Here is a 25,205-nt window from a genome sequence, read left to right on the forward strand (position 1 = left end):
CACGCCTCAATTCAAGGCCGAACGGGCGATCATGTCGAACGTCAGGTTGATCAACTGGACCAACTCCAGGCCAATCCAACGCCCGGTCACCACCAACGTGACGCCAACGGCGACCAGCTTGACGCCAAAAGGCAGCGTCTGGTCTTGTATCTGCATCAGCGCCTGGATCAGTGACGTCAGGACGCCCACGATCACCGCGACAATCAGCGGCGGCGCCGTCAGCACCACCACCAGCAGCATGCCCTGTTTGAACAGTACGATCGGTTCCATAGGCAGCTCAGAGATAGGAAAGGAACAGGCTGTCCAGCAGCCGCGACCAGCCGGACACCATCACAAACAGCAGTAATTTGAGCGGCAGGGAAATGGTCATGGGCGAGACCATTTGCATCCCCAGCGCCAGCAGCAGGTTGGAGACAATCAGGTCGATCACGATAAAGGGGATGTAGATCAAGAAGCCGATCTCGAACCCCGCCTGCAACTGCGACAACACATACGCCGGGATCAGCAGGATCAGATCTTCGCGCTGGACCTCCTGCGCCATGGCCGGCGGCCACATGCGCGCGGTGTTTTCCAGCAGGTGGGTGAGGATGTCCGGGTCACTGTTACGCACCATGAACGTCCGCAACGGCTGCACCGCCTCAAGCCCGGTCTGTTGCAGCGTGCTCACGTTGCTCAAGTCCAGGGGCGATACCTTGACGACCTCCGCGATCTCATAGCCCACCGGCGCCATGATGAACAGCGTCGCCGCCAATGCGATGCCGTTGATGGCCATGCTGGGCGGCACCTGCTGCACACCGATCGCGTTGCGGGTGATCATCAGCACAATCACGATCTTCAAGAACGCGGTGCAGACGATCAACAGCATGGGCATCAACGACAAGGCACCCACGAACACGGCCAGGACAATCGGGTCTACGCCTTGAAAACTCATCGGGAAAAAATCACACGAGACATCTGCAACCCCAGGCGACCGTCCACCTCCACCAATTGCCCCACGCCCAGCGGGCGGTCGCCGTAATACAACCCGGCCATGCCCGGCGCATACCCGGAAATGCCCAGCACCGCGCCGGGCGCCAGGTTGCGCAGCTCGCCGAGGGTCAGGTTGAGCGTGCCGCATCGCACATTGAGCGCCATGCTCAGTTCGTCGAACGGTTCATGCCCGAAGACATCCACCACCGGCGTGTCGTCTTCATGCCCTGCATAGGGCGGTGTTGCGAAATCCTCTTCCAAAGGCGCTTCCTCGATCGAAGTAAGGGTCAGGCAGACAGGCCCGGATTCATCATCAATAAACACGCACAGGCGCTGCCTGCCGACCTGCACATGGCCGTTGCCATGGGCTTGGAAATACACCTGCTCGAACATCAGCACATCGCCGGCGCGCAGGCCGCGCAATTGGCTGAGGGGCACGCGCAGGCGCCCGATCGTCACGGGCAGCGCCAACTGAAAACGCGTCGGCATCGGGCTGGCCATGCGGCGCCACGGCCCGGCCTCGCACAACGCCAGAAAGCTCTCGGTCGACAGCCACAGATAGCCCACCACGTGGGAAGCGCCGAGCGTCACGCACAACCGGCAACCGAAGTTCAACGGCCGGGCAGAGGGCAATAGCCGCAGATGCCCCAACAGCGCCCGCACCTGGGCACTCAAATGATGTTGAAACAGGGCCCAGAACCAGGAGTCCGGATCGTTGCCCGCCTGCGCCAACGTCACCGGGCATTCGCCCAGCAAGCTGAATTGCGGCCCCGGTTCACTGAACCCCAATACGCCGCAGGCTGTTTCGAAACAGAGCGGCTGGACGCCCATGGGGGCCGCCCCGGGCTCCAGCCGCAACTCTCCGCGCAGCTCGCCAACCTGGTACGACATGCGCAATCCGCGCCCCAACCGTCGCCGGGCCGCCGCCACATCGCCCTTGACCGTGGGTAACGCCAGGGAGGGCATCATCATGCCAGCGCCGTATGTGCCAAATGCACGCTGACCGGCCGTGCCAGGCTCGCGGCGAGCCTTTGCTCGAACTGTTGCCGTACCCCGCTGAGCCAGCGCGTCGTGCCCTCTCGCTCGGCGCGCAACTCAACCCTCCAGGCGCCCTGCTCTCGGCCGATGCTGCTGTCGATCCGCCCCAGGTGCGGCAAATACAAGACCGCCGTCAGCGGCCACTGCGACACGCCGTCCATCCGCGAAACCAATTGCTCGCTCAACGCATCGACCCTGGCGGTTTCCCCCGAAGCCTTGATTCCGGCCAGGAACTGCCATTGGCTCGCGTCGTCGCTGTCATCATTCAACAACTGGGCAAACAGCCGTTGCTCCCAAGGCGCCAGCGCATCGATTGCCGGCACACGGTCGCCCCAGAACTCAAGCGGGTACTGGCGCTCAGACGGGTTGACTGAAACGTGGTTCATAGCGGTTCCTGCGCGAGTAAATGGGAGAGTTCTTGGATTTTTTCCACCTGACGCAGACACAAGGTCACGTGCTTTTGCGCACTGCCGACCTGCACCGCCTGCTCTTCGCGTTGCCCTTGCAGGGTCTTCAACTGGCTTTCTTCGCGGCGGGTGCCGGCCGACAAGTGCTGCTCCTTGGCGCTCCAGGTTTTCAGTGCCTTGAAGGTCACCACCTGGCCCTGGTGTTCATTCAACAGTTGCGCGCATTGCCGGGCCTCTTCCTGGCGCGTTTGCTCCAGCGTCTCCTGGGCCTGCTGGATATGCGCGACCAGCGTTTGGTGCGCCCGCTTGGCCTCGCGCAGCGCCCGCTCGGCGCGGTCTGCGCGGTATCGACGCAAGCGCCGCAAGGTGTCGATGTCACTCGGCAATACGTCAGAAAGGGACATAGGCAGTCAGCTCCATCAGGTGATCCAGGGTCGAGGCGATGGGCGAGGGTTCACGCAGGTCCTGGCGCAGGAAGTCATCCACCGCCTGGCGGCTGTCCACGGCCAGATCGGTCAGCGCATCGTTGCCGGGCTGGTACTCGCCCAACTTGAGCATCAACTCGATCTGCTGGTAAGCCGACAACAGGCGGCGCAACGCCGTGCCCGACTGGATGTGCCCAGGCTCGGCAACGTTGCTCAAAATTCGCGAAAGGCTGGCCAGCACATCCACAGCCGGGTAGTGGCCCCGCTCGGCCAGCTTGCGAGACAGCACGATATGGCCGTCGAGCAGCGAACGAACTTCATCGGCCACCGGATCGCTCATCGAGTCCTGCTCGATCAGCACGGTGTAGATCGCGGTGATCACGCCTTCGCGCGTCAACCCGGCGCGCTCCACCAAGCGCGGCAACAAGCTGTACACCGACGGCGGCAAACCACCGCGGCCCAACGGTTCGCCGGCGGCCAGGCCGATTTCACGCTGGGCCCTGGCGAAACGGGTCAACGAGTCGATCAGCAACAACACCCGCTTGCCCTTGCGCCGGAAACCTTCGGCCAGCGCCGTCGCCGTGAACGCGGCACGCGCGCGCTCCATGCTGGAGCGGTCGGACGTGGCGCACACCAGCACGGCCTTGGCACGCAACTGGTCATCCAGTTCGTGATCGAGGAACTCGCGCAATTCGCGGCCCCGTTCACCGATCAGGCCGAACACAATCACATCGCATTCCACGTTACGGGCGATCTCGGCCAACAACGTGGTTTTGCCGCAACCGGCGCCGGCGAACAGCCCGACGCGCTGGCCCTCGCCCAACGTCATCAAGCCATCGATCGAGCGCACGCCGGTGGCCAACGCACGACTGATGCGCGGGCGCTCCGTGGGCAATGGCGCCTCGCACAACACCGTGGTCGCGTCGGGCGTATCGGCCTCGACGAACGCACTGGGGCCCTCGCCGGCAATCGGCCGACCAAAACCATCCAGCACCTGGCCCAACAGCTCGTCGCTGACCCGCACCCGGTGCGGCACCCCCAGGCGCTCCACCGCGGCGCCGACACGCACCCCCTCCAGATTGCCCAGGGCACTGAGCACCGCATCCTGCTGATCGAACCCGATGATTTCGGCCAGCATGTAATCGCCAGGCTTTTTTTCGACCTGGCACAGATCACCGATACGCGCCTGGGGCAGCCGGCACTGCAACAGCATGCCGTTGACACGCTGGATACGCCCGCGCATCGACACCGGCGCGAAACGGGCCAGGCCCTGGGACTGAATCAATTGCCACGCGTCGAGACGCTCCTGCACCGTGCCGCTCACCAGCGCACCTCATAGCGTTGTGCGCCGTCGAACACCACCTTGCTGTTGTCGATCAGCACCAGCCGCAGGCCGTCCACTTCATCGCCGACGAACAAACGGTCGCCGTGTTCCAACACCACATGACCGCTCGGCCCGCCGACGATCTGCAAGATCTTGAACGGCAGGATGTTGTCACGTACCCGCACACGACTGATCACCGGCACGGCGGTATCGAACTGTTCAGCAAAGCGGCTGAGCATGCGCGCCACGAGTTCGACCTCTTCCTGGGACACATCGCCATTGAGGGCGATCTGCCCATTGATCACCTGCAAGCCGACGCGATGGTCCAGCTCGCGCTCGCCGAGCATCTTGAGCAACTGCTGACGCACCTCGAGCGGTGAACCGAGGTTGGGCTTTTGCGGCTCGACGGGCATCAACGACGCCTGGGCCTCATGCTCGCCGGTGGACGCCATGCCGACCGCCACGATAATCACCGCACACACCAGCACCAGGCTGATCAGGCGCTTCTGCTGAAACGGCGGGATGGACGACAGCACCAGCGCGGGCGGCGCCTCCTGGCGTGGCTCGGCGGCTGGCGTGACCTGCGCGACCGCCGCCCGGGGCCAAGGCTGGTCGGCCAAGGCGACGCACAGGCGAATGCTGCCCAGCGAAAAAGGCGTATTGAGCGCCAGGTCGGCGATCTGTGCCAGCGCCTGCCCGGTGCTGCTTTGCAACAGCCCGGCTTCCGCCTGCACCGACCAGAACCCGTCGATCAACCGCAGCCGCGCATGATGCTCGACCACCCCGGCATCGGTCAGCAGCAGGTCGGCGTCCGTGTGACACCCCAGGCTCCACTGCTCGCCAAACAACGGCAGCGCAGCGCCCTGATTCAAACCCTCCAACACGCGCAGTTCAAACATCAGCAAGCCCTCCCTGGCGTGGGTATGTACGTTGCACTCATGCTGCCGCTCCTCGCATCAGTTCGTCCTGGCCCAGGTCAAAGCGCCCCAGCACCTTGACCTTCGATGCACTTCCCAGCTCAGCAAACGACAGCACCGGCACATGGCTGAACTCTTCCAGCAGCAAGGTCCGCAAGGGGCTGCGCAGATCCTGGGCGACCAACATCACGCGCTTGCTTTTGGGCCGCACGGCAAACGCTTGGTTAAGCAGGTTGATCAGCGAAGCGCTGCTGTCGTTATCGAGGGCGAAGAACACCCCGGTCTGGGTCTGGCGCAGTGCCTCGCGCAGCACGTTTTCGGTCTGCGGCGACAACAGCCAGGCATGCAGACCGTCCGCCTCGCTGTACTGGTGGAAAATCTGCGATTTAAGGGCGATGCGCGCATAGTCCGCCAAGGCGTCCGGCTCACGTTCATGCTGGCCGTACTCGATCAGCGACTCGACGATCAGGCGCACGGCACGCAACGGCACGCCTTCGCCCGCGAGGCGCTGCAGCACCGCCGAGAAGCGCGACAGCGGCATGATCCGCTGCAGCTCCTGCACCAGCTCCGGCTGGTTGTGCTCAAGCCAGCCGAGGATCGCCTTGCTCTCCTGAATCCCGAGAAACTGAGGGCCGCTGAGCATCATGGCCTGCTTCATGCGGTCGATGATCAGGCTGGTGGCGCTGAAGCGTTCCAACTGCGGGTCATCCAGCAGCGGATCGTCGGGCGGCAGCCAGAGCCAGTCCTGCTCGTCGCGCTCGGGCAACCCCGGCACCGCGTGGGCCGGCTCGGACGCCAGCGCCTTGCGCTCCACCGCCACGAGCGTGACCACCGACGCCTTGATCATCGGCACTTCGTGAACGCAAAAACGCATCTCATCGTCGGCCAGCGAGGCATCGAGTTCGACCTCGAACGGCGGCAGCGTCAGACCGATATGGGCCACCATCGCGTTACGCGCCTGACGGATCCCGTGGATCAGTTCCGTGACCTCGGGCGAGCCTTGCAGAACCGGGGAGAACTGCAACAGGTACGGCCGCGACGGATCGAACCCGCGCAAATCCTCGTCGCCGTTGTCCTCGGGGCGCACCGCCTCGGTGGCTTCGGCTTCGGGCTGTTCCTCGCGTTGGCGTTGGCGCATCAGGTAATAACCGAGGGCGCCGGTCATCAGCGAAATGAGGATGAACACCACGGTCGGCATGCCAGGCAAGGCGGCGAAAGCCAGCATGCCCACCGACGCGATCATCCAGCTCTTGGGCTCGCTGGTCATCTGCCGGGCAATTTCCGCGCCCATGTTATTGGCACCCTTGCGCCCATCCGGCGCCGCACGGGTGATGATCATGCCGGCGGTCAGGGAGATCAGCAGCGCGGGGATCTGCGCAATCAGGCCGTCACCGATGGTCAGCACCGAATACAGCGCCATCGAATCGCCGGCGCTCATGCCGTGCTGGAACATGCCGGTGGAAAACCCGCCCAACAGGTTGATCACCACGATGACCAGCCCGGCAATCGCATCGCCCTTGACGAACTTCATGGCGCCGTCCATTGCGCCGAACAACTGACTCTCGCGGCCCAGTTGTTCACGCTTGTCGCGGGCCTGGCCGCCGTCGATCAAGCCGGCGCGCAGATCGCTGTCGATGGACATCTGCTTGCCCGGCATCGCGTCGAGGCTGAAGCGCGCCGCCACTTCGGCCACCCGCTCCGAGCCCTTGGTAATCACCAGAAAGTTGACGAGCGTGAGGATCATGAAAATCACCAGCCCCACCGCCAGGTTGCCGCCCACCACAAAGTTGCCGAACGCTTCCACGATATCGCCCGCGTCCTGCTCCAACAGGATCAAGCGCGTGGTGGCAATCGACAGCGCCAGGCGAAACATGGTGGTCAGCAGCAGAATCGAGGGAAAGGAAGAGAACGCCAACGGCCCGGGCAGGTACAGCGCCAGCACGATCAACAGGCAGGAAATACAGATATTCAGCGCGATCAGAATATCCACCAGCCAGGTCGGCAACGGCACGATGAAGATGAACACAATGGCCATGACCACCACCGCGCCCAAGACTTCGGCACGCCGCGCCACCTTGAGCAACGCAGCGTTGATGGTCGCCAGCACCGTCATGCGTTCCCCCTCGACTCGCCGGCAATGCGGGGGCTGCCCCGCTCCACGCGCGCGAACTCGTCCATCACCAACAAGAATTTGTGCAGCGCCTCCTGGCGCCCCCGGCTGTCACGCCACAAGGTCTGCGGCAGGCGCTGGATCACCGGGTACAGGGCGTTGAGGGACACCAGTTGGCCGCTCGCCAGCTCGCCACCGAGGTCTTCGGCCAGGCGCAATACCTCGCCCGAATCGACACCCGTGGCGGTATACCCCAACAGGCGCTGCAACAGACTTACCGAGTCCTGATCGGTGCTCAGGCGCTGCAGCAATGCCTGGCAATTGGCTAACGCCCCGCCCAACTGAGCGCAGCTTTGCAACCCCAACAGCAGCGTGCGCAACTGCGCCGTGGGCACCGAAGGCGAGTGGGCGGCGATGTCATCGGCCAGGGCCCGGCGCATCACGTTGAGGCCGTCTGCGAAGCGGTCCCCGCCGAACAGCCCCAACAACGATTGCATCATCGAGGTCAGGGATTGGCGCGTGACCACACTGGCGTAGTACAGCCCACGCACGGCCTGACGCTCTTGCGGGTCGCCGGCGGCCTGCTCCAGCACGGCGGCAATGTTCAGGCCGGCCTGGATCTCGCCCCTGTAGCGCACCTGCAACCGATCGATCGCCTCTTGCGCCAAGGCCACGTCGGCGGCGCGGGCTTCGGCTTGCGCGGCCACATACTTGAGCACCACGAACGCCCGCGCCGGGTCGCCGCCGGTCAGCGCCAGCCACTTGTCCGCGCTGACGTTGTGCGCCAGTTGCGAACGCACCCGGCGCGCCATGGACGCGATGGTCTCCTGGGCCGGATGGCCAAGCTGATCATAGAGCCGCACGAGCTGCTCGACGGCAGGCACCGCCAGGCCCATCGAGCGCCGGTTCAATGCTTGATTGTTGAGCGCAACTTCCTGATTGAAAACCTGCGCAACCTCATCGAAGCCCGTCGCTGCGGCCGCTGTTTTTTCAGGGCTGACGCGGGGTGGGTCCACGCGTTGGAGCGGTTGCACATCGTTGATCGATTCGACTTTCATGGGGCAGGCCAGGACAAAGAGATTGTGTCCCTATGTGGCAAACGCTGGCTTTACGGTTCCAACAAATTTCCCCTCTGCGGTGTTTTGAAATTACCGGCACAAACCCGCCTGGGCTTTTGCAAGAAACCGCACAAAACCCTCAGAACAAAAAATATTTATTTATATAAATCAACCAGTTGCGATTTTTTTCTGTTTGGCACAGCCGGTGCTAAAGGGGTTCCCATCGAAACCATTTCGATCGCGCCCACCCTGAGGAAAAAATCATGGATATCCCTATTGGTGCTTTAGCTCACTTTGTTGGCGACTCGCCTCAATTCATGCTCCACCTGACGGACGACCAGCAAAAAAAACTCCGGCGCTTCATCCACAAGCGCGTACTCAACCCGGAAGATGCGGACGATATTCTGCAGTTGACGTACCTGGAGGCCTGGCGCAGCAGGGAGCGTTTCAGCGGCCAGGCAACCCTTAGCACGTGGATGTGCGGCATTGCGCAGAACCTGATCCGCAACCACTTCCGGCGCATGTACGCCAAACCGGTGCATTGCGAATTCGATGAAGCGCTGTGGCACGGCCAGGAAGACAGCCAGAACCTGGATTGGGAGTTCGAGGTCAACCGCCGCCTGGAAAAAACCCTGGTCGCCATCAAGGACCTGCCCACCGAGATGCGTAAAACCCTGTACGCCTCGCTGGAAACCGATGGCAGCTATCAGGACACCGCCGACGCCCTGGACATCCCCATCGGCACCGTGCGTTCACGCCTGTCCCGGGCCCGCGAACACCTCAAGCGCGCCACCCGCAACCCGTTGCAACCGTAGTCCAGCCCTAGCTGGCAACCGTTGGGCGAGAGGGATATCTGCCCAACCGTATCAGACCTTTTTCGTGCGCGGCAGCAAGATCGCCAGCAGCCCGAACAACGGCAAGAACGCGCATAAGCGGTACACGTACTCGATGCCGTGACTGTCCGCCAGGTGCCCCAGCAGCGCCGCCCCGATCCCGCCAAACCCGAACATCAGCCCGAAGAACACCCCGGCGATCATCCCCACATTGCCCGGCACCAACTCCTGCGCGTACACCACAATCGCCGAGAACGCCGAGGCCAGTACAAAGCCGATGATCACGCTGAGCACGCTGGTCCAGAACAGGTCCACATGGGGCATCAACAACGTGAACGGCGCCGCGCCGAGGATCGAAAACCAGATCACCGCCTTGCGCCCGATGCGGTCGCCAATCGGCCCGCCAAAGAACGTACCCGCCGCCACCGCGCCGAGGAACAGAAACAGGTGCAACTGCGAGCTGGCCACCGACAGGTCGAACTTCTCGATCAGGTAAAACGTGAAGTAACTGGTGATGCTCGCCATGTAGAAATACTTGGAAAACACCAGCAGCCCGAGCACCACCAGCGCCGCCATCACGCGCCGTTTCGACAAGCCATGCGTCGCCGCCTGACCGGCCTTGAGCTTGAACAGGTTCAAGTGCGTGCGATACCAGCGGCTGATCGCATACAGCAGCACCAACGCAAAAACCGCGAACAGGCCGAACCAGGCCACATTGCCCTGGCCGAACGGAATGATGATCGCCGCCGCCAGCAACGGGCCGAACGCCGAGCCCGCGTTGCCGCCGACCTGGAACGTCGACTGCGCCAGGCCATAGCGCCCGCCCGACGCCAGCCGCGCCACGCGGGACGCCTCGGGGTGAAAGGTCGACGAACCGATCCCGATCAACGCCGCCGCCAGCAAAATCAGCGGGAAGCTGCCGACCTGGGACATCATCACAATCCCCACCAGGGTGCAGACCATCCCGCACGGCAACAGAAACGGCTGGGGATGACGGTCGGTGTAAAAACCCACCCACGGCTGCAACAGCGACGCGGTGAGCTGGAACGTCAGGGTAATCAGCCCGACCTGGGTGAACGTCAGGCCATAGCTGGCCTTGAGCATCGGGTAGATCGAGGGCAGCACCGACTGGATCAAGTCATTGATCAAATGCGCCAGCGCCACCGCGCCGATGATCCGCATGACCAGCGGGCTGGTCTGCCCGGCGGCGGGGGAATTGCTAAGAGCCATAAGAGGGTTCCGTACAGCGGGGGAATGCACAGGTGCAGGTGCGACAATGTGCCACTTTTGCCCATGGCAAGGCTATCCCGTTAGGGAGCTAACGACTGTAGCGGTCACGCTTTGTAAAAGGCCAGCAGGGTGGATCGCTTTAATTTGAAGGATGTTTCCTAGACAATCCCCGGCGCCTTGTGCCTGTGGAAACCGCTGGCTAGTCTTCGATCCGTCACTGGAATCAGTGATCGGGTTTAGCAGCCCGTTTCAATAGACGCATGGTTCATGTCACCGCTTATGGTGGCTGTGCGTGGGGCGCCTTCGGGTGCGCTGGTTTTCCTATTGACCGGTCTGCTAACCCGCGTACAGCTACCACCCCTCGTTTAGCAGCGTGGGGGGTCGCTCTCTGGTTCAATAGGAGCTACACCATGACCAAAGCACTCCCCGATCCCCCGGTCGACTGCCTCGCCGTCAACGAACACCTCAGCTTCGAAGACGCCCAGCTCTACATCGCCCACCTGATCCACAGCGCCTCGGCCACCGTGCTGGACTGCGGCGACCACCTGCCCCTCCACGACCGCGCCAAGATCCACGCCGTGTGGCACCTGCTGGAAATGGCCAAGACCGTGGTCGACCGCTCCATCGACTGCATGCCCCGCACGTCCTGACAGCCAACGCCGATCAAATGTGGGAGACCGGGGCGTGCCATAAAGACCTGCAAATCCCCCTGCCACCCGTCGGCCCAGCCAGGGCTTTTCGTTAAACAATTGAAAGCGTAGATAAAAATTCAATAAAAACGCTTGACGCTTTGTCGTTCTCCGCGAATAATGCGCGCCACTTGGCTACATAGCTCAGTTGGTTAGAGCATAGCATTCATAATGCTGGGGTCCGGGGTTCAAGTCCCTGTGTAGCCACCAAGTACCGATCCATAGACGTCTACAGCAGTCTATGAATCACCTCAAGAAGCCCGCCTCGTGCGGGCTTTCTTGTTTCTGGCTGTCTCTCCTTGTATCCCCCCTATACCGTCCTCCGTGTATCCTCTGTGCTTCCTCGACAAATAATTGAACCGAGGGGATACGAGCCCAAATGAAGCGCTCCGAGATAGAACGCCCCCCCTTTCCGACACCGCATTGGCCGGCCTGGAGCCTGATGCCAACGAGTATCGCGAGCTGGACGGGAGCGGCCTTTATTTCCGCGTGAAGCCTGATGGCCAAAAGCCCTGGCAGCTAGCCTGACGGCAAATAGTCATGGCTTGGGCTTGGCGGTTACCCCGAGGTGAGCAGATCAGTCGCCAGGCAGAAAGCTGCCGAGTTACGCACCGACGGCGCCGACGGCAAAAACCCGATCGTTACCAAGCAAGTCCGCAAGAAAGTAGAAAGGGATATCGCCAGCGAGACATTCGAGCCACTGGCGCGAGAGTGGTACGCCTCACGTCCCACCAACTGGGACGCTGGCACCGCCAAGCGAATCATCGGCGCCTTGGAACGTCACGTATTCCCGGTGTTCGGCAAGCGCCCCTATGCCGATATCACTCCGCTTGAGTGGATGGAGTTTCTGCGCGGCATGGAGCGGCAGGGAATCCTTGAGCAAATGAGCCGAGTGCGCTCGTACTGCCGAGACGCCTACGACTTGGCCAGGGTAACCGGCCGGGCCACCCATAACCCGCTCGAGGGGCTGCAAAAATATCTCCAGTCCGGCAAGGCCGAGAACTACGCCCACGTCTCACCCGATGAACTTCCCGGCCTGATCCGAGCCATCGCAGCCTATCCACACGCCCACGACGTGCGCCTCGGCCTGCGGCTGCTGAGCCTGTTCGCCGTGCGTCCAAGCGAGCTACGCGAAGCTCAGTGGTCTGAGTTCGACTTTGCCAAGAAGGTTTGGACGATCCCCGTCGAGCGCAAAGGCCGCAAGAAAGGACTTGAGCACCTGGTGCCGCTTTCGTCGCAAGCGATCGAGGCGCTGGAGGAACTACGCCAGTACACCGGCAGCTATCCCCTTCTATTCCCTGGCCGCAGCGACCACACCAAACCACGCAGTGACACCGTGTTTCTGATGGCGCTGCGCCGTATGGGATATGAAGGCCGGCAAACCGGTCACGGCTTCCGGCATATCGCGTCGACAGTGCTCAACGAGAACGGGTTCGACGAAAACCACGTCGAGGCCCAGCTTTCACACAAAAAGCCTGGCGTTTCCGGCGTCTACAACAAGGCCCAGTATCTGCCGCAGCGCACGAAGATGATGCAATGGTATGCGAACTACCTCGACGGCCTCGCCGGTGGCGTTGTTGTCCAAGGCGACTTCGGCAAGCGAGCCTGACTGGGTGCTTCCCACTGACTTCTAGACAGATATAGACTCAAAGCCATCACTGTCCAGATAGCCGTTAGTACGATGCGCTCGATGACAGGTGTTCGACCTAAAAAAGGTTAAGTTTTGTTAAGTCGCTGGCGCTGACCAGATCGGGCGGTAGCCACTCTGGTATCCACGGTTTGGCGTTGATCTACGCCGGATACCAGGGTGGTGACCAGGCGCGGTGACCAACATCAGTGACCACTTGGGGCTAGTCACAACCACCAGGATGCCCAATTTGCGAAACAACCCCATGGAAGGCCTACATCAGCGCTAAGTCGCGCTAGGTGTTCATCGAGGTCCTTTCCATGGGATGTCCTCGATCAAGAAGCAGCGATGCGATGGCCTGGCCGGAAGCCATGTGCCCCAGCCGACCAGACCACCGACAAGCCCAGCAGCGCCAACACCACCAATGCCCAAGGGAAAGAGGCAGGCCCGAGACGCTCCAGCAGGACACCGCCCACCGCACCGCCGCCGGCCACTGCTAGGTTGAAGGCTGTCACCAACATGGATTGCGCCACATCGGCCCCATCGCCCGCCGTATCAGCCAGCGCGGTCTGCAGCAATGTTGGTGCGCCGCCAAAGGTCAGCCCCCATGTCGCAACGCCCAGTAGCACGACCAGTGCCGAGCCGCCCGAGAAACCCAACGTCAGCGCCGCTACGGTGAACACGGCCAGACTCAGCAGGGTCAGTGCGCGTAGCCATCGGTCCACCAGCACACCGGTGATCCAGATTCCCATAATGGAGGCTGCGCCAAACAACAGCAGCACGGCGTCCACCCGATGCCCCAGCCCCACCGAGGCCAGGAAGGGAGCGATGTAGGTGTAGAGAATGTTGTGCGCCAATATCCAAACAAACAGCGCTAGCAGTATCGGGCGGATGCCGGGCATCAGGAAGATGCGTCGAATCGGCACGCGTTGTCTGGCGGATTGTCCTGCAAAGTCCGGCACCGCCAGACGCACCCAGACAAACAGCAGCAGTGACAGCGCCGACATGATCCAGAACACACCTCGCCAATCGAACAAGGTGCCCAACCACGTTCCCAACGGCACGCCGATGGCCAAGGCAATGGGCTGACCAACGCCCGCAACTGCCAGTGCGCGTCCCTGCTGGCGGTGGGGAACCATCCGCCGCGCATAGCCGGCCAGCAGCCCCCATATCACGCCGGCCGCCATACCAGCGACGAAGCGCGCTACCAAAATTAGCCCATAGTGGGCGGACAAGGCCGTGACGGAATTGAAGATCAGCAGACCGCCGATGGCCAGCAGTAGCAACGGCCTACGGTTCCAACTGCGTGTGGCGGCGATGATCGGGATTGCGGCCAGTACTGACCCCAGCGCATAGAGGGTCACCAATTGGCCCGCCAAGGCTTCGGAGACGCCCAGGCCTTGGCTGATCTGTGGCAACAGGCCGGCCGGCATGGTCTCGGTCATGATGGCAAGGAAACCCGCCATCGTGAACGCCAGTAGCTTCCAGACAGGTAGCCCTCCAACGATTGCTTCAGGTACCGACGCGGGTGTCTTGTGATTTCGGATGTTCATACGGTGTTCGTCCTTATGTATGTCAGGCGAGATAGGGCGCCGCCATGTCCTTTGCACCGCGCTCAGCTTCCAGTTCACGCTCGAAGCGCCAAAGACCGGCCTGGGCCGCGGTGCGGTTCCAGGCATGCACGGCCCCCCCCGCTTACGCAGATTGCGCGCGACGGGAGCGCCGATCAGGCCGGTACGGAGGAAAGCGATGGTGGTTTTTGGGTCAGTGCTCACGTGAACTCCTTTTGATAGTGGATGAAAACTCTCTAAATGGAATGATCATTCCAATTTAGACCAAAAAAAACCCAACATCCTTGCGCACCTCGATGCGCAAGGACGGCGGGCGGGTGGTTATAGCGTATCGAGCGCTACGTCGATCACATCCAGCAGACACTGGCGACGCTGCCGCGCGGGACTGCCTTTACTCAGTACCCGCATGCCCTGCATGGTGCTGACGAAGAAACGGGCCAGCGCGCGCGGATTCTTCTCGACAGCAACCTCGCCTGATTGCTGTCCCCGGACGATCAGCTTCTCCAACGCTTTCTGCAGGCGCTGGAAGTTGTCGGCCACCAGTTCGGCCACCGACTCGTCATGGCCTGCCAGCTCCAGCGTCGCATTGGCAACCAGGCAGCCGCGCCGCTGCGGATCGCCCAGTTCGTCCTCCACAATGCGCATCAGAAGCTGCCGGATCACATCTTTTGTCGAGCCGGGGCTGGCCATCAGCTCCACATTGGCCGTAGTTATGGCTTGGTAGCGGCGCAACGCCTGCTGATAGAGCCCCTGCTTGCTCTCGAACGTGCTGTAGAGACTGCTGCGCGACAGCCCCGTGCCTTCGACCAGATCCTGCACCGAGGTCGCGGCATAGCCACGCGCCCAAAAAACGCGCATGGCAGCATCGGCGATTTCGTCTGGTTCAAATTCCTTGGTACGCATGGCAATCCATCTAATTGGAATGATCGTTCCTAATAATTTACGGTGTGCCTTCTGGAGCGTCAACAACAATCGGATCGTCACCATCCCGTCGCGCAGTGGAAACTGCTGGCGCATGAAAGCCCCATACCTCACATCGAGAGGGGACGAATGCCGCATATCTGCGTGTTTTCGCGCAGTGCTTCGCGCACGCCCATCGCGCACTTGGCCTTTGCGCGAAGCCCTCCCCCGCCAAGGTTTAACGCACCCTTCACGCAGCATATTCACGCACTGGGCCGCGTGATGCCCGGGCCGGCATGTAGGCTCCCCAGCGCCAGCGACGGCTCGCCACCGGACTGCGCAGTACTGCGCAAATTGCGCAAATTGCGCACAGCAAGTACGCAGATCAGTACGCACGGTTGGTACGCATTCGGGTGCGTACTGGCAGCAGGTTCGCACTGAGGTTCGCACTTCTGGTTCGCACCCTCTTATGTGAACCTGGTGCGAACCATGCCGCCAGCCTGTTATCAAAAGTTATGGTAGCCAGGCGATGGTCTCCACTGTGGTTTCCACCAAAATCAGGTGTTTTGACTGGCAACCTGGCCGTTGGCTAAACAAACATCACGGATGTTTTATGTAAAGCGCTACACCAAGCGGTGAAGCGCTACATGTAATCCCCCCCGCAATGCAATGCTCGCGAAGCTTCAATCTATTCCTATGCTGGCTCGCTGATTGGGGAGCGCTTTAGATCAGCCCTATAATCGAAAGCGCTTAACCAAATCGTCAAGTTCATGACCTAAGCGTGCCAACTCGATACTTGAGGCGGCTGTCTCATCACTAGCGCCAGCGGTTTGTTCAGAGATATCACGCACGTTCAGCACGCTACGGTTGATCTCTTCAGCCACTGCGCTTTGCTGTTCAGCAGCTGAGGCAATCTGTTGATTCATCAACTGGATTGTAGACACCGTGCGGGTGATATTTTCCAGAGATGCTCCGGCACGACGAGTTAACTCAACACTGCTATCAGTCAATATACGACTGCTCTCCAGAACGGCGGATACCTCTAGAGTGCCGCTTTGCAAGCTGGAGATTAGTTTTTCAATTTCTTCGGTGGATTGCTGGGTACGCTGCGCCAGGCTACGAACTTCATCGGCAACTACCGCAAAACCTCGTCCAGCTTCACCCGCTCGCGCTGCCTCAATGGCGGCATTGAGAGCGAGTAGGTTGGTTTGTTGTGCAACCGCTTTAATAACATCGAGCACGCCGCCGATTTTGTCGCTTTCCTCTCTGAGATTACTCATAGCCACGGTGGAGTTGCCGACTTCGATAGACAGGCGTTCGATTTGAGCCACGGCCTCACCAACAACTTTGTCTCCCTCTTGAGCTTGCCGATCTGCGGCGGCCGCGGCGTCAGACGCTTCTTCAGCATTACGCGCTACCTCTTGCACGGTGGAAGTCATTTCGTTCATGGCAGTAGCAACTTGATCGGTTTCGACTTTCTGGCTATTCACACCCGCACTGGTCTGCTCAGTGACGGCTGACAACTCTTCGGCAGCACTAGCGATCTGAATGACACTAGCGCCGATACCGCCAATCAGTTCGCGCAAGCTGGTGGTCATCTTTTGCAGGCTTCTCTGCAATTGCCCCAACTCATCGCGACGGTTGACCTCCAGATCCTGACTCAAATCGCCTGAGGCAATACGATCGACGTCCTTGAGGACATGCTGCAACGGTGTAACGATTTGCCGGGTAATAATCCAGGCCGCGACGGCGCCGAGCAGCAACGCCAGCGCAGCGATACTCGCAAGCAGGGTTTTAGCAAAAGAAGAATCGGCCTCGCGCTTGGCGGATTGCGACGCTATCAACTGCTGCGCAGTATTGAGCAAGATTTCACCTTGCTCACTCATTCGGGCAAACACTGGAGTCAGGTCGGCTCCCGCTTGGCTTAAAGCAGGCTGGGCATCGCGGTACGCATTAACTGCGGCTATCTGCTGGTCAATCAGCGCAAAATCGCTGGGAGAGGTCAGATGAGTACGCGCAGTGTTCAAATGCACAGTTAGCTTCTCAAGCGTCTGAAGGATCAACTGGGCGCCATCTCCCTTGCGGTTGAGCTCTATCTGCAAACGATGAACGCGCAAGTCCTTGGTCATCTCGGCGACGCGAGCAATACTCTCAATCTTGAGGCCCCGCTCATCAAGACTATTGATTGCTATCCAGCCAGTGAGAGCGAGCAGAGAAGTTAGCGCCAACACTAGGCCGAAGCCAAAACCGAGTTTCGTACCTATACGGATATTGCTGATCCAGTCGAACATACATGCTCCAAGCAGCAGATTGCGTTTACCTACGGATACCTATCGGCTAGCTCGCCGCTAGGCTGAGCAACAGAATATTGCGGGATGTGTCACGAGGCTCAGAGGCTCATTCCCCTATCTGATCGCCAACGCCAGTTTGCGAAACAAACCCCATGAATGACCCACCGCCAGCGATTTGAATGTCAGATTTCTGCGTGTTGAAATCGACACTCAGTGTACGATCCATAGATGTCTACAGCAGTCTATGAATCACCTCAAGAAGCCCGCCTCGTGCGGGCTTTCTTGTTTCTGGCTGTTCGCCTCCCACCGTGTATGCCCACGTGAATGCTTCATAAATAATTGAACTGAAGGCATACAAGGATGAAACGCGCCGATATCAAGCGACGCCCTCTCGCTGACACGACACTTTCCAGCCTGGAACCTGAGGCTGGGGCATACCGCGGACTAGACTGAGATCGAACAATATCCACTCTAGTACCCACCGTAGAAGGTCACTACGCCCTTTCCAACTAATGCCCAACTCAAAAATCGAAGATGCTCAGATTATTTTTTTCCTTGCTAAAGCAAACTTCAACGACCTTTTTAGAAAGGCCGTTTAGCCGCCTTTACTGAATGACCTTCCCCGTCTGCGAGAGTACTCGGTAAGCCGCTGATACTGGGTTTCATGAGTCAGCAAAGGGCTTGTCTGCGCTATCGCATTGAGACATTGCTGCAACTCACGGGGGAGCCCACGGCTGATCATCAATGATTGCGTTTAGAAGTCGCAAGGCATCCATAGGAAAGCTGTTGCATAACCCTGACTCATGCAATTGATGCACTACGTAGTGCGGATGTTCTATCGGGAGCAACCAATCCTGTACAGCCAAAAACGCACTCGAAAACTCAGGGCCCGCAGCAATACTTAATCTAACCAAAGACTCGGCTATTCCACTGGTTGCGAACTCTCGGTTTTTCGGCCAGATATGCTGCCAGAATGGCTGAACTCGATTCTTCCAGTAATCCTCGCGTTGATCAGCAATCCGTATGCTCATTTGAAGGACGTCCTCACGCGCCTGCCGACGCAGCGGGCGAGTGAAATTTCCGAGTTGCTACCGCATAGGTGGCAACCGGTAGTCGAATCGGTCGCGTTTCGATCAGGGAACTCGTGCGTCTAATCTATCGCCTCTAACAGTTCAATCCTGAGCCACTCTATCAGTGGAGAGCAACGTCAAAATGACCACCGAACTCCGTCAACGGTTGGGTAGTGGTAACGACTTGAATTTCGATATCCGGATGGCGTTGGTGGAAGCGAGAAAGGCGCGGCATTAGCCAGTAAAACGCTTCACAAAGCTGGGAGAGCAATACGACCTGATGCCTGCGGGCCGCGCCTCGCAAGCTCTCAGCGACAGAACTTATTTGGTTTAACGCGGCATTCACGACAAGCCCAAGCTGCCGTCCTTCTGGCGTTAAAAAGACCGCACGATTGCGCCTGTCGAAGAGTGCTACACCAAGATCCTCTTCCAGCCCACGAATCTGACGGCTTACCGCTGCTTGAGTGATATGAAGTTCGTCAGCTGCTCGTGAAAAACTTTCCAGACGGGCAGCCGCTTCAAAAGGCAACAAACTAGCGAGAGGAGGAAGTGACTTACCGAGTAAATTCATAACCATGGATTATGCATTGAGGGCTGAGAACTCGTTTGTAGCATACATCCGGAAACGTTCAAACTTGCGATTACCAGCCTTGGAGTCGCCTATGAACACATCAGCTCATCCTTTTGCCCTCGGCGTATTTTTTGCGGTATTTGCAACATTATGCTGGGGGTCGAATTTTATCGTTCCGTATGTCACAGGGAACTACAGCATATTTGACTTTCTGGCAGTTAAATTCATGATCGTTGGAGTAATCGGTGTCGTTTGGATGTTCGTCGACCGCACCAGTGTTCGAGAGTTGACACTTCCTATGCGGACGGTGGCGCTGACGCTGGGAGCCATAGGCTATCTAGGGTACAGCGTCTGCATTGCATGCGGTGTTAAGATCAGCGGCCCCGTCCTGACGCCAGCATTCATTGCGGTGGTGCCAGTGATGCTGGCTCTGCTTGGAAATGCGCAAAACAAGATATTGGCGTGGCGAAAACTGGCATTGCCTTTATCCATGCTGGTGTTCGGCCTGCTGCTCATCAATGTTATGGCTAATGACACCCCGCTCGCCTCGCAAGGCACCGCCGTGTTCGGGGTGCTTTTTTCTGTTTGTGCCGTGGCGTTTTGGTTGGCGTTCAGTGTGCTGAACCAAAAAGGCCTGAGCAAAATCCCAGCACATTCCACCAGCGCGTGGACCGGTCTCATGATGGTCGGGAGCGCGCTGGGTATGCTTCTGGTAATGCCCTTGGGGTATGCGTTTAACCTTTTTGAAATGCCCTCTCAGGGCGCTAACTTTGCCAATGCTGGAGGCCTTTATGTGTGGGCATTTCTAATTGCAATTTTGTCGTCCGTATTGGGGGCATGGGCGTGGAACAAAGCGTCTCGGTATTTACCCATGGTGCTTTCGGGGCAACTAATTGCTCTCGAATCCCTTTTCGCGACCCTATTCGGATTGCTTTTTGAACAACGTTTACCAACGCTGTATGAAGCCCTAGGTATGACTGCAGTGTTAACAGGCGCAATGCTGGCCATCCGAATGATCTTCGCATCTCACGAGATGGGGCGAGATAAGCTAACGGCGTCTTAAGCCAACCACGGGCATACAACCCAAATGTGTTAGACATCCAATTGGTGGGCATCCTGATCTGCCCGCATCCTTCACATCGTATATGCTCCCCTCTCCGATACCACACTGGCCAACCTGGCTCCTGAAGCAAGGGCATACCGTGGGTTAGACAGCTCAGACCTGTGTTTCAGAATAAAGCCTAACGGGCAGAAATCGTGGGAGTTGCGCTGTAAGAAGCCCGACGGCAAATGGTCGTGGCTCGGGTTTGGCGGTTATCCAGAAGTCAGCGGCGCCCTTGCCCGGCAAAAGACTGCCGAATGAAGATCGGATGCAGCAGAAGGCAAGAATCCGATAACCGCCGCACTTGGCTTCGTTGATCCATATTTACACACCATTGGCTGAGCCCCGTGTGATCGCAAAGTTGTTCCAAGATTGGGTGATAGGCATCAATTCCAGGCTATTGATGTTGATGTGGGCAGGCTGGTTGAAGACCCAGAAGATCGTCTCTGCGATATCCGTTGGCTGGATCGGATTGGCTCCCGCATAAACCGCATCGTATTTCGACTGATCGCCCGAGAAGCGCACCAGAGAGAATTCGCTCTCGCATAGACCCGGCTCGAGGTTGGTCACGCGGACGCCGGTGCCTTGCAGATCGCAACGCAAGCTGAGCGAGAACTGACGGACAAACGCCTTGCTGGCGCCGTATACGTGGCTGCCGGGATACGGCCAGTTGCCGGCGATTGAACCCAGATTGACAATGCTGGCACCCGCGCCATGGGCAATCAACCGTGGTAGCAGCAGACGGGTCGTGTACATCAGGCCTTTTATGTTGGTATCGACCATGGTGTCCCAATCGTCCAGGTTACAGTCCTGCGCTGGCGAGGTGCCGAGCGCCAATCCAGCGTTGTTGATCAGTCCGCGAAGCGTGCTGAACCTGGGGGGGAGACTAAGAATGGCTTCTTGCATGGCCAGTCGGTCACGCACATCCACCACCAGCGGCAACACGTCAGTCTGCGCCGAGAGTTCATCCGCCAATGAGTGCAGACGCTCCTCGCGGCGACCGGTCAGAATCAGCGACCAGCCTGCTGCGGCAAATCGTCGAGCACACGCTTCGCCGAAACCGGACGTGGCACCAGTGATAAAGAGTGTCGGGGTCATCAGGACTTCCTTCGATTCAGGACCATGCATGACCGAGCAAGCCGAAGCCTGCCAGCGCCAGCAACAGCCATTGAGTAAAACGCGCCGCCGTTTCGGCACGTATGTAGATGAACAACTGTTGACCGATCCACAACCCCACCAGCAAGGCAGGCACCAGGTACAGAGCATGAGTCAATGTCTGATTCGGGATCGCTCCGGCCAGTCCCAGCCCCGAAATCGCCACCAGGTCCACGACAAAAAAGAACAGAATCAGGGTGGCACGCAATGCCAGGGCCTTCAGCCCAACATGACTGAGCCAGGCAACAACCAGCGGGCCGCCGATAGAAAATGCCGCGATCAAGGCGCCGCTACTGGCGCCAACCACCCAGCCGCCCACTTGCCCTTTGCCCATCGGCAGCGTGACCCGCACCAGTCCGAGCAACGCCAGTAGCCCGATGAGCAAATAGACGCCGATGGTCAACCCGTCGCTGTTCATCCCAGTCAGCAACCAGATGCCGCAGGGCACACCGCAAGCGGCGGCCATCAACAGGCGCTTGAGTTGTGGGTAATCGGTTTGTGGCAAGGCCCCGCGCAAGAGCATCAGGCTCGACAAGACTTCTAGACACAGCACCAGCGGTACAGCCTGATTCAGAGGGCCGAGCATTGCCAGACCAACGACCGCGATGGCGGCAAAGCCGAATCCGGTCAGGCCGCGAATAATCGCCGCAACCAGTACACACAGGGCGCTCAGGACAAAACTCAGTTCAGGACTCACTGTCGGCCTCCCTAATAGTAGGGTGCCACTCTATTCAAGCGCCGGGACTCACTTTAGATCCAGACAGCTATTTTTATGGAGCCAGAACGTTGGGCAAAACCTGGCTCCATAGAATCCCCCATCTGGCTCTAAGGCTCGAAGAGGTGCATGGCTAGGCTGATGACCATCGACCTTTACCGTGTCCACCTTCAGGAATGAACCCATGACAACGAACCTTGATCATCAATGGATGCCTTTCACCGACAATCGTGAGTTTCAGCGTGCTCCACAGCTGTTTGTTCGGGCTAAGGGACTGAGCTACTGGACCGCTGACGGACGCGAACTGCTGGACGGCAGTTCAGGCCTGTTTTGCAGCGCTGCGGGCCACGGACGTTCGGAAATCGCCGAGGCCGTGTCGAGGCAATTGATGACCCTGGACTTCACCCCTCATTTTCAGCGCGGTTCGCCGCTTTCGTTCGAACTGGCCGAGCGACTGAGCGAATTGCTGCCTGAGGGTCTGAACAAGCTGTTCTTCACCAACTCCGGTTCCGAGTCAGTGGACAGCGCGATGAAGATTGCCCTGGCCTATCATCGCGCTCGCGGAGAGGGGCAGCGCACACGTTTTGTGTCGCGTGAGTGGGCGTATCACGGCGTCAACTTTGGTGGCGTGGCGCTGTCCGGAATGATGCGTAACCGGCAGACCTTCGCGGCAGGCGGACTGCCTCACGTCAGCCACATGCGCCACACCTGGCAGCAAGAACAGCGTTTTCAACTGGGCGAGCCGAACAGCGACACTGACCTGGCCAGCGATCTGGAACGGATCATCGCCACCCACGGAGCCGACAGCATCGCGGCCTGTTTCGTCGAGCCGATTGCCGGCTCCATTGGCGTTTACGTGCCACCCGCCGGTTACCTGAAGCGTCTGCGGGACATCTGCGACACGCATGGCATTCTGCTGGTGTTCGACGAGGTCATTACGGGAATCGGTCGAACGGGTAAGGCGTTCGCCGCGCAGAGCTTCAACGTGAAGCCCGATATCATCACTATGGCCAAGGCGCTGACCAACGGGGCGGTTCCAATGGGGGCGGTGGCGGTGGATCAGGCAATCTTCGACACCGTCGTCGGCGCCAGCAAAGGCGCTGGGCCAGAATTTTTCCACGGTTACACTTACTCGGGACATCCCGTGGCGTGTGCGGCAGCGCTGGCTTCGCTGGACATCTACCGCGATGAAGACCTGTTCGCCAAGGGCGAGAAGCTGTCGCCATACTTCCTTGAGTGTGTGAGTGGGTTGCGCGGTCTGCCGCAGGTCAGCGACCTCCGTGGTTACGGCTTGCTCAGCGGTATTCAACTGACGCCGGGAGAAACACCGGGAGCGAAAGGAAACCGTGTGCAGCGAGCCTTGTATGAAGCAGGTCTGCACGTAAAAACCACCGGGGACGCGATCATTTTCGCCCCGGCATTGGTAGCTGAGCGCCAGCATGTGGATGCCATGATCGATATCCTCAAGACCACGCTGGGTCAGGAAAATCTATAACGCCTGATCGAGCACTCAACTCTGCGTAACGGCCAAAGGCGGCGATCCGTTTGACGGACAATCGCAGCCTTTCGGCGGCATCTACATACTCGTGGCAGGCTCAGCCTGCAACTGGCCTTGCATCTCTCGCCAAGCCTCTCCCAGGGCAACAATCCCCGGCTCGATCAGCTCCTCTGCGATCGCCCCAAACCCTAGCCTGAAATGGTATTGCGGGCGCTCACTGCCCAGAAAATGAATATCTCCCGGTTCGATCAATACACCACGCTTGGCCACCAATCGTTGCAACCTCCATGCATCCAGTTCCGGTGTGCCGGTCACCCATAGAGACGAGCCACCGGCCATTCCGCTGGTGTGGCAATCCGGTAAATGCTTGGCCAATGCACGGCTGATCAACCGCCATTTACGGGCCAATCGGTCACGCTGGCGGCGAGCATGGGCGTCGTAGTGCCCCATCGACAGAAACAGCGCCAGCGTGCGCTGATTGTTGGAGGGGGGATGACGATAGATATAACGCCGCAACGCCCGCAACTCATGAATCAGTTCGGGATCTGCCGCAATAAATCCCAGACGCAGCCCAGGCAGCAGGTTTTTGGTCAGGCTACCAAGGTAGATCACACGACCGCTGTCATCGAAACTCTTCAACGCCGGATGGTTGCTTCCCAAGTAGTTCTGCTCGCTTTCGTAATCGTCTTCGATCACCAGGAAATCCCGCTCTCGGGCGCTGGCCAGCAATTCCATACGGCGATACACCGGCATTGTCACGCCCGTGGGCGATTGATGGCTGGGCGTGCAAAACAACATGTCACAGCCATCGAGTTGCTTGTCCACCACCAGACCTTGGCCGTCGATGCGCAAGGGCCTTAAGTCACAACCACTCAAGCCGAAAATATTGCGAGCGTCGACGTAGCCCGGATCTTCCAGGCCCATGATCAGCCCCGGTCGCCCCAGCAACTGCGCGAGCATGTACAGCGAATTTTGTGTGCCAATGGTCACCAGAATCTCTTCCGGTCCGGCTTTTATTCCGCGTTTGGGCAACACACGCGCGATGATCTGTTCCACTAGCAGCGGATCATCCAGCGTCACCTGATCGTCGACCCAGCAACGCATGTGCGCCCCCATGGCCGCGATGCGCGCGCAGTCACGCCAGCGCACCGCAGTTTGCTCATCGGCTTCAACCTGCCCATAGATAAAAGGGTAACGGTACTCACGCCAATTGCGTGGTTTGATGATCGCGCGCATCTGCGCCGATTCGGTTTGCATTCGGCGCCCCCAGTCCGGCGCATGATCCGGCCGGTCGAAGAGTTTTTGACTGGAAGCACGCAGACTGACGTTCAGTTGCTGATGCAGGAATTTCTCGTTGATAAAGTAACCCCGCCGGTCGGATGGGATCAGGTAACCGTCCTGCACCAAGTGCTCGTAAACGAGAACCACGGTGTTGCGAGATATCTTCAGAAGTTCGCTGAGCTTGCGCGATGACGGCATTGCCTCGCTGGGCGGCATCGCGCCGTCAAGGATCGCGTTGAGAAGCCGCTCGCGCAATTGTTCCTGCAAGCCCCGCCCCGCTTCGAACGGATGTAAATAACGCTCCAACATGGTCCGGACTCCCGCCTCGACGCCCCCTTATGACGCACCGAAAATGCTATAGGCCTTATCCCATGACGGGCTGAAACCCGCTGGCACTAAAGGCTGTAGCAACTGGATCTAAAGC

At 59.5% G+C, this 25,205-nt stretch carries 21 protein-coding genes, 1 tRNA gene and 4 pseudogenes; 9 read left to right on the plus strand and 17 right to left on the minus strand.

The window, feature by feature from the left end; genetic code table 11:
* Positions 1-6: 6 nt before the first annotated feature.
* From sctS to C5F70_RS20855, 9 genes are read right to left on the minus strand one after another with little or no spacing between them, the layout of a single operon-like run.
* A complete protein-coding gene (gene sctS, locus C5F70_RS20815; protein ID WP_017844422.1) occupies positions 7-270 on the minus strand; it encodes a type III secretion system export apparatus subunit SctS in 264 nt (87 codons plus the stop codon).
* Between the two features lie 7 nt (positions 271-277).
* A complete protein-coding gene (gene sctR / locus C5F70_RS20820) occupies positions 278-931 on the minus strand; it encodes a type III secretion system export apparatus subunit SctR (RefSeq protein ID WP_046384774.1) in 654 nt (217 codons plus the stop codon).
* The gene (locus C5F70_RS20825; protein ID WP_046488026.1) at positions 928-1,941 is read right to left on the minus strand and encodes a FliM/FliN family flagellar motor switch protein; all 1,014 of its coding nucleotides are present in this window, start codon (positions 1,939-1,941) and stop codon (positions 928-930) included. The genes sctR and C5F70_RS20825 overlap by 4 nt, the downstream gene beginning before the upstream one ends.
* Positions 1,938-2,393, minus strand: a complete 456-nt coding sequence (locus tag C5F70_RS20830) for a type III secretion system HrpP C-terminal domain-containing protein (RefSeq protein WP_046384776.1) — start codon at positions 2,391-2,393, stop codon at positions 1,938-1,940. Before C5F70_RS20830 ends, C5F70_RS20825 begins: the two co-directional genes overlap by 4 nt.
* Complete coding sequence (locus C5F70_RS20835; protein WP_079442815.1) at positions 2,390-2,818, minus strand: YscO family type III secretion system apparatus protein; 429 nt, start codon at positions 2,816-2,818, stop codon at positions 2,390-2,392. The genes C5F70_RS20830 and C5F70_RS20835 overlap by 4 nt, the downstream gene beginning before the upstream one ends.
* A complete protein-coding gene (locus C5F70_RS20840) occupies positions 2,805-4,163 on the minus strand; it encodes a FliI/YscN family ATPase (protein ID WP_017844427.1) in 1,359 nt (452 codons plus the stop codon). Before C5F70_RS20840 ends, C5F70_RS20835 begins: the two co-directional genes overlap by 14 nt.
* The gene (locus C5F70_RS20845) at positions 4,160-5,062 is read right to left on the minus strand and encodes an FHA domain-containing protein (RefSeq protein WP_102618061.1); all 903 of its coding nucleotides are present in this window, start codon (positions 5,060-5,062) and stop codon (positions 4,160-4,162) included. The genes C5F70_RS20840 and C5F70_RS20845 overlap by 4 nt, the downstream gene beginning before the upstream one ends.
* Before the next feature lie 37 nt (positions 5,063-5,099).
* Positions 5,100-7,193, minus strand: coding sequence for a type III secretion system export apparatus subunit SctV (sctV, locus tag C5F70_RS20850; RefSeq protein WP_017844429.1), 2,094 nt, complete (start codon positions 7,191-7,193; stop codon positions 5,100-5,102).
* Positions 7,190-8,053, minus strand: a complete 864-nt coding sequence (locus C5F70_RS20855) for a TyeA family type III secretion system gatekeeper subunit (RefSeq protein WP_232591228.1) — start codon at positions 8,051-8,053, stop codon at positions 7,190-7,192. The genes sctV and C5F70_RS20855 overlap by 4 nt, the downstream gene beginning before the upstream one ends.
* Between C5F70_RS20855 and C5F70_RS31200 the strand changes: the two genes are divergently transcribed.
* Complete coding sequence (locus C5F70_RS31200; RefSeq protein ID WP_256588302.1) at positions 8,027-8,536, plus strand: hypothetical protein; 510 nt, start codon at positions 8,027-8,029, stop codon at positions 8,534-8,536. The two genes, C5F70_RS20855 and C5F70_RS31200, sit on opposite strands and share 27 nt — an antisense overlap.
* Positions 8,512-9,063 (plus strand): RNA polymerase sigma factor, encoded by a 552-nt coding sequence (locus tag C5F70_RS20860; protein WP_026139726.1) that lies wholly within the window; start codon positions 8,512-8,514, stop codon positions 9,061-9,063. Before C5F70_RS31200 ends, C5F70_RS20860 begins: the two co-directional genes overlap by 25 nt.
* 51 nt (positions 9,064-9,114) lie before the next feature.
* Here the strand turns inward: C5F70_RS20860 and C5F70_RS20865 are convergent, their stop codons facing one another.
* Positions 9,115-10,311, minus strand: a complete 1,197-nt coding sequence (locus C5F70_RS20865) for an MFS transporter (RefSeq protein WP_104903978.1) — start codon at positions 10,309-10,311, stop codon at positions 9,115-9,117.
* A 410-nt stretch (positions 10,312-10,721) separates the two neighbouring features.
* Here C5F70_RS20865 and C5F70_RS20870 point away from each other — a divergent pair, with 410 nt between their 5' ends.
* From C5F70_RS20870 to C5F70_RS20880, 3 genes and pseudogenes are all read left to right on the plus strand, one after another.
* Complete coding sequence (locus C5F70_RS20870; RefSeq protein ID WP_104903979.1) at positions 10,722-10,961, plus strand: hypothetical protein; 240 nt, start codon at positions 10,722-10,724, stop codon at positions 10,959-10,961.
* A 172-nt stretch (positions 10,962-11,133) separates the two neighbouring features.
* Positions 11,134-11,210: transfer RNA gene (locus C5F70_RS20875), tRNA-Met, on the plus strand.
* Between the two features lie 169 nt (positions 11,211-11,379).
* Positions 11,380-12,609: pseudogene (locus tag C5F70_RS20880) on the plus strand (tyrosine-type recombinase/integrase).
* Positions 12,610-12,962: 353 nt separating this feature from the next.
* Here C5F70_RS20880 and C5F70_RS20885 read toward each other — a convergent pair.
* From C5F70_RS20885 to C5F70_RS20900, 3 genes are all read right to left on the minus strand, one after another.
* Entirely contained in the window at positions 12,963-14,180 is a 1,218-nt protein-coding gene (locus tag C5F70_RS20885; RefSeq protein ID WP_104903980.1) for an MFS transporter, read from the minus strand.
* A 339-nt stretch (positions 14,181-14,519) separates the two neighbouring features.
* Positions 14,520-15,215 (minus strand): TetR/AcrR family transcriptional regulator, encoded by a 696-nt coding sequence (locus C5F70_RS20895; RefSeq protein WP_232925466.1) that lies wholly within the window; start codon positions 15,213-15,215, stop codon positions 14,520-14,522.
* A gap of 617 nt (positions 15,216-15,832) precedes the next feature.
* Complete coding sequence (locus C5F70_RS20900; RefSeq protein ID WP_104903982.1) at positions 15,833-17,389, minus strand: methyl-accepting chemotaxis protein; 1,557 nt, start codon at positions 17,387-17,389, stop codon at positions 15,833-15,835.
* A 1,016-nt stretch (positions 17,390-18,405) separates the two neighbouring features.
* Here C5F70_RS20900 and C5F70_RS20905 point away from each other — a divergent pair.
* Positions 18,406-18,543, plus strand: a pseudogene (locus tag C5F70_RS20905) (transposase domain-containing protein); the annotation flags it as partial.
* 43 nt (positions 18,544-18,586) lie between these two features.
* On the opposite strand, the pseudogene C5F70_RS20910 reads toward C5F70_RS20905, so the two are convergent.
* Positions 18,587-19,030 (minus strand): annotated as a pseudogene (locus C5F70_RS20910) (LysR family transcriptional regulator); the annotation flags it as partial.
* Positions 19,031-19,121: 91 nt separating this feature from the next.
* On the opposite strand from C5F70_RS20910, the gene C5F70_RS20915 reads away from it, so the two are divergent.
* Complete coding sequence (locus C5F70_RS20915; RefSeq protein WP_104903983.1) at positions 19,122-20,093, plus strand: DMT family transporter; 972 nt, start codon at positions 19,122-19,124, stop codon at positions 20,091-20,093.
* Positions 20,094-20,159: 66 nt separating this feature from the next.
* Positions 20,160-20,390 (plus strand): annotated as a pseudogene (locus C5F70_RS20920) (Arm DNA-binding domain-containing protein); the annotation flags it as partial.
* Positions 20,391-20,456: 66 nt separating this feature from the next.
* On the opposite strand, the gene C5F70_RS20925 reads toward C5F70_RS20920, so the two are convergent.
* Both C5F70_RS20925 and C5F70_RS20930 read right to left on the minus strand, forming a co-directional pair.
* Entirely contained in the window at positions 20,457-21,230 is a 774-nt protein-coding gene (locus C5F70_RS20925; RefSeq protein WP_017844455.1) for an SDR family oxidoreductase, read from the minus strand.
* Positions 21,231-21,246: 16 nt separating this feature from the next.
* A complete protein-coding gene (locus C5F70_RS20930) occupies positions 21,247-21,984 on the minus strand; it encodes a sulfite exporter TauE/SafE family protein (protein WP_017844456.1) in 738 nt (245 codons plus the stop codon).
* Between the two features lie 202 nt (positions 21,985-22,186).
* Here C5F70_RS20930 and C5F70_RS20935 point away from each other — a divergent pair, with 202 nt between their 5' ends.
* Entirely contained in the window at positions 22,187-23,497 is a 1,311-nt protein-coding gene (locus tag C5F70_RS20935; RefSeq protein ID WP_046489630.1) for an aminotransferase class III-fold pyridoxal phosphate-dependent enzyme, read from the plus strand.
* A gap of 81 nt (positions 23,498-23,578) precedes the next feature.
* Here C5F70_RS20935 and C5F70_RS20940 read toward each other — a convergent pair whose 3' ends face one another.
* Positions 23,579-25,090, minus strand: coding sequence for a PLP-dependent aminotransferase family protein (locus C5F70_RS20940; RefSeq protein ID WP_017844458.1), 1,512 nt, complete (start codon positions 25,088-25,090; stop codon positions 23,579-23,581).
* Between the last annotated feature and the right edge of the window lie 115 nt (positions 25,091-25,205).

The organism is Pseudomonas sp. LH1G9 (assembly GCF_002949975.1).
Taxonomy (GTDB): Bacteria; Pseudomonadota; Gammaproteobacteria; order Pseudomonadales; family Pseudomonadaceae; genus Aquipseudomonas; species Aquipseudomonas veronii.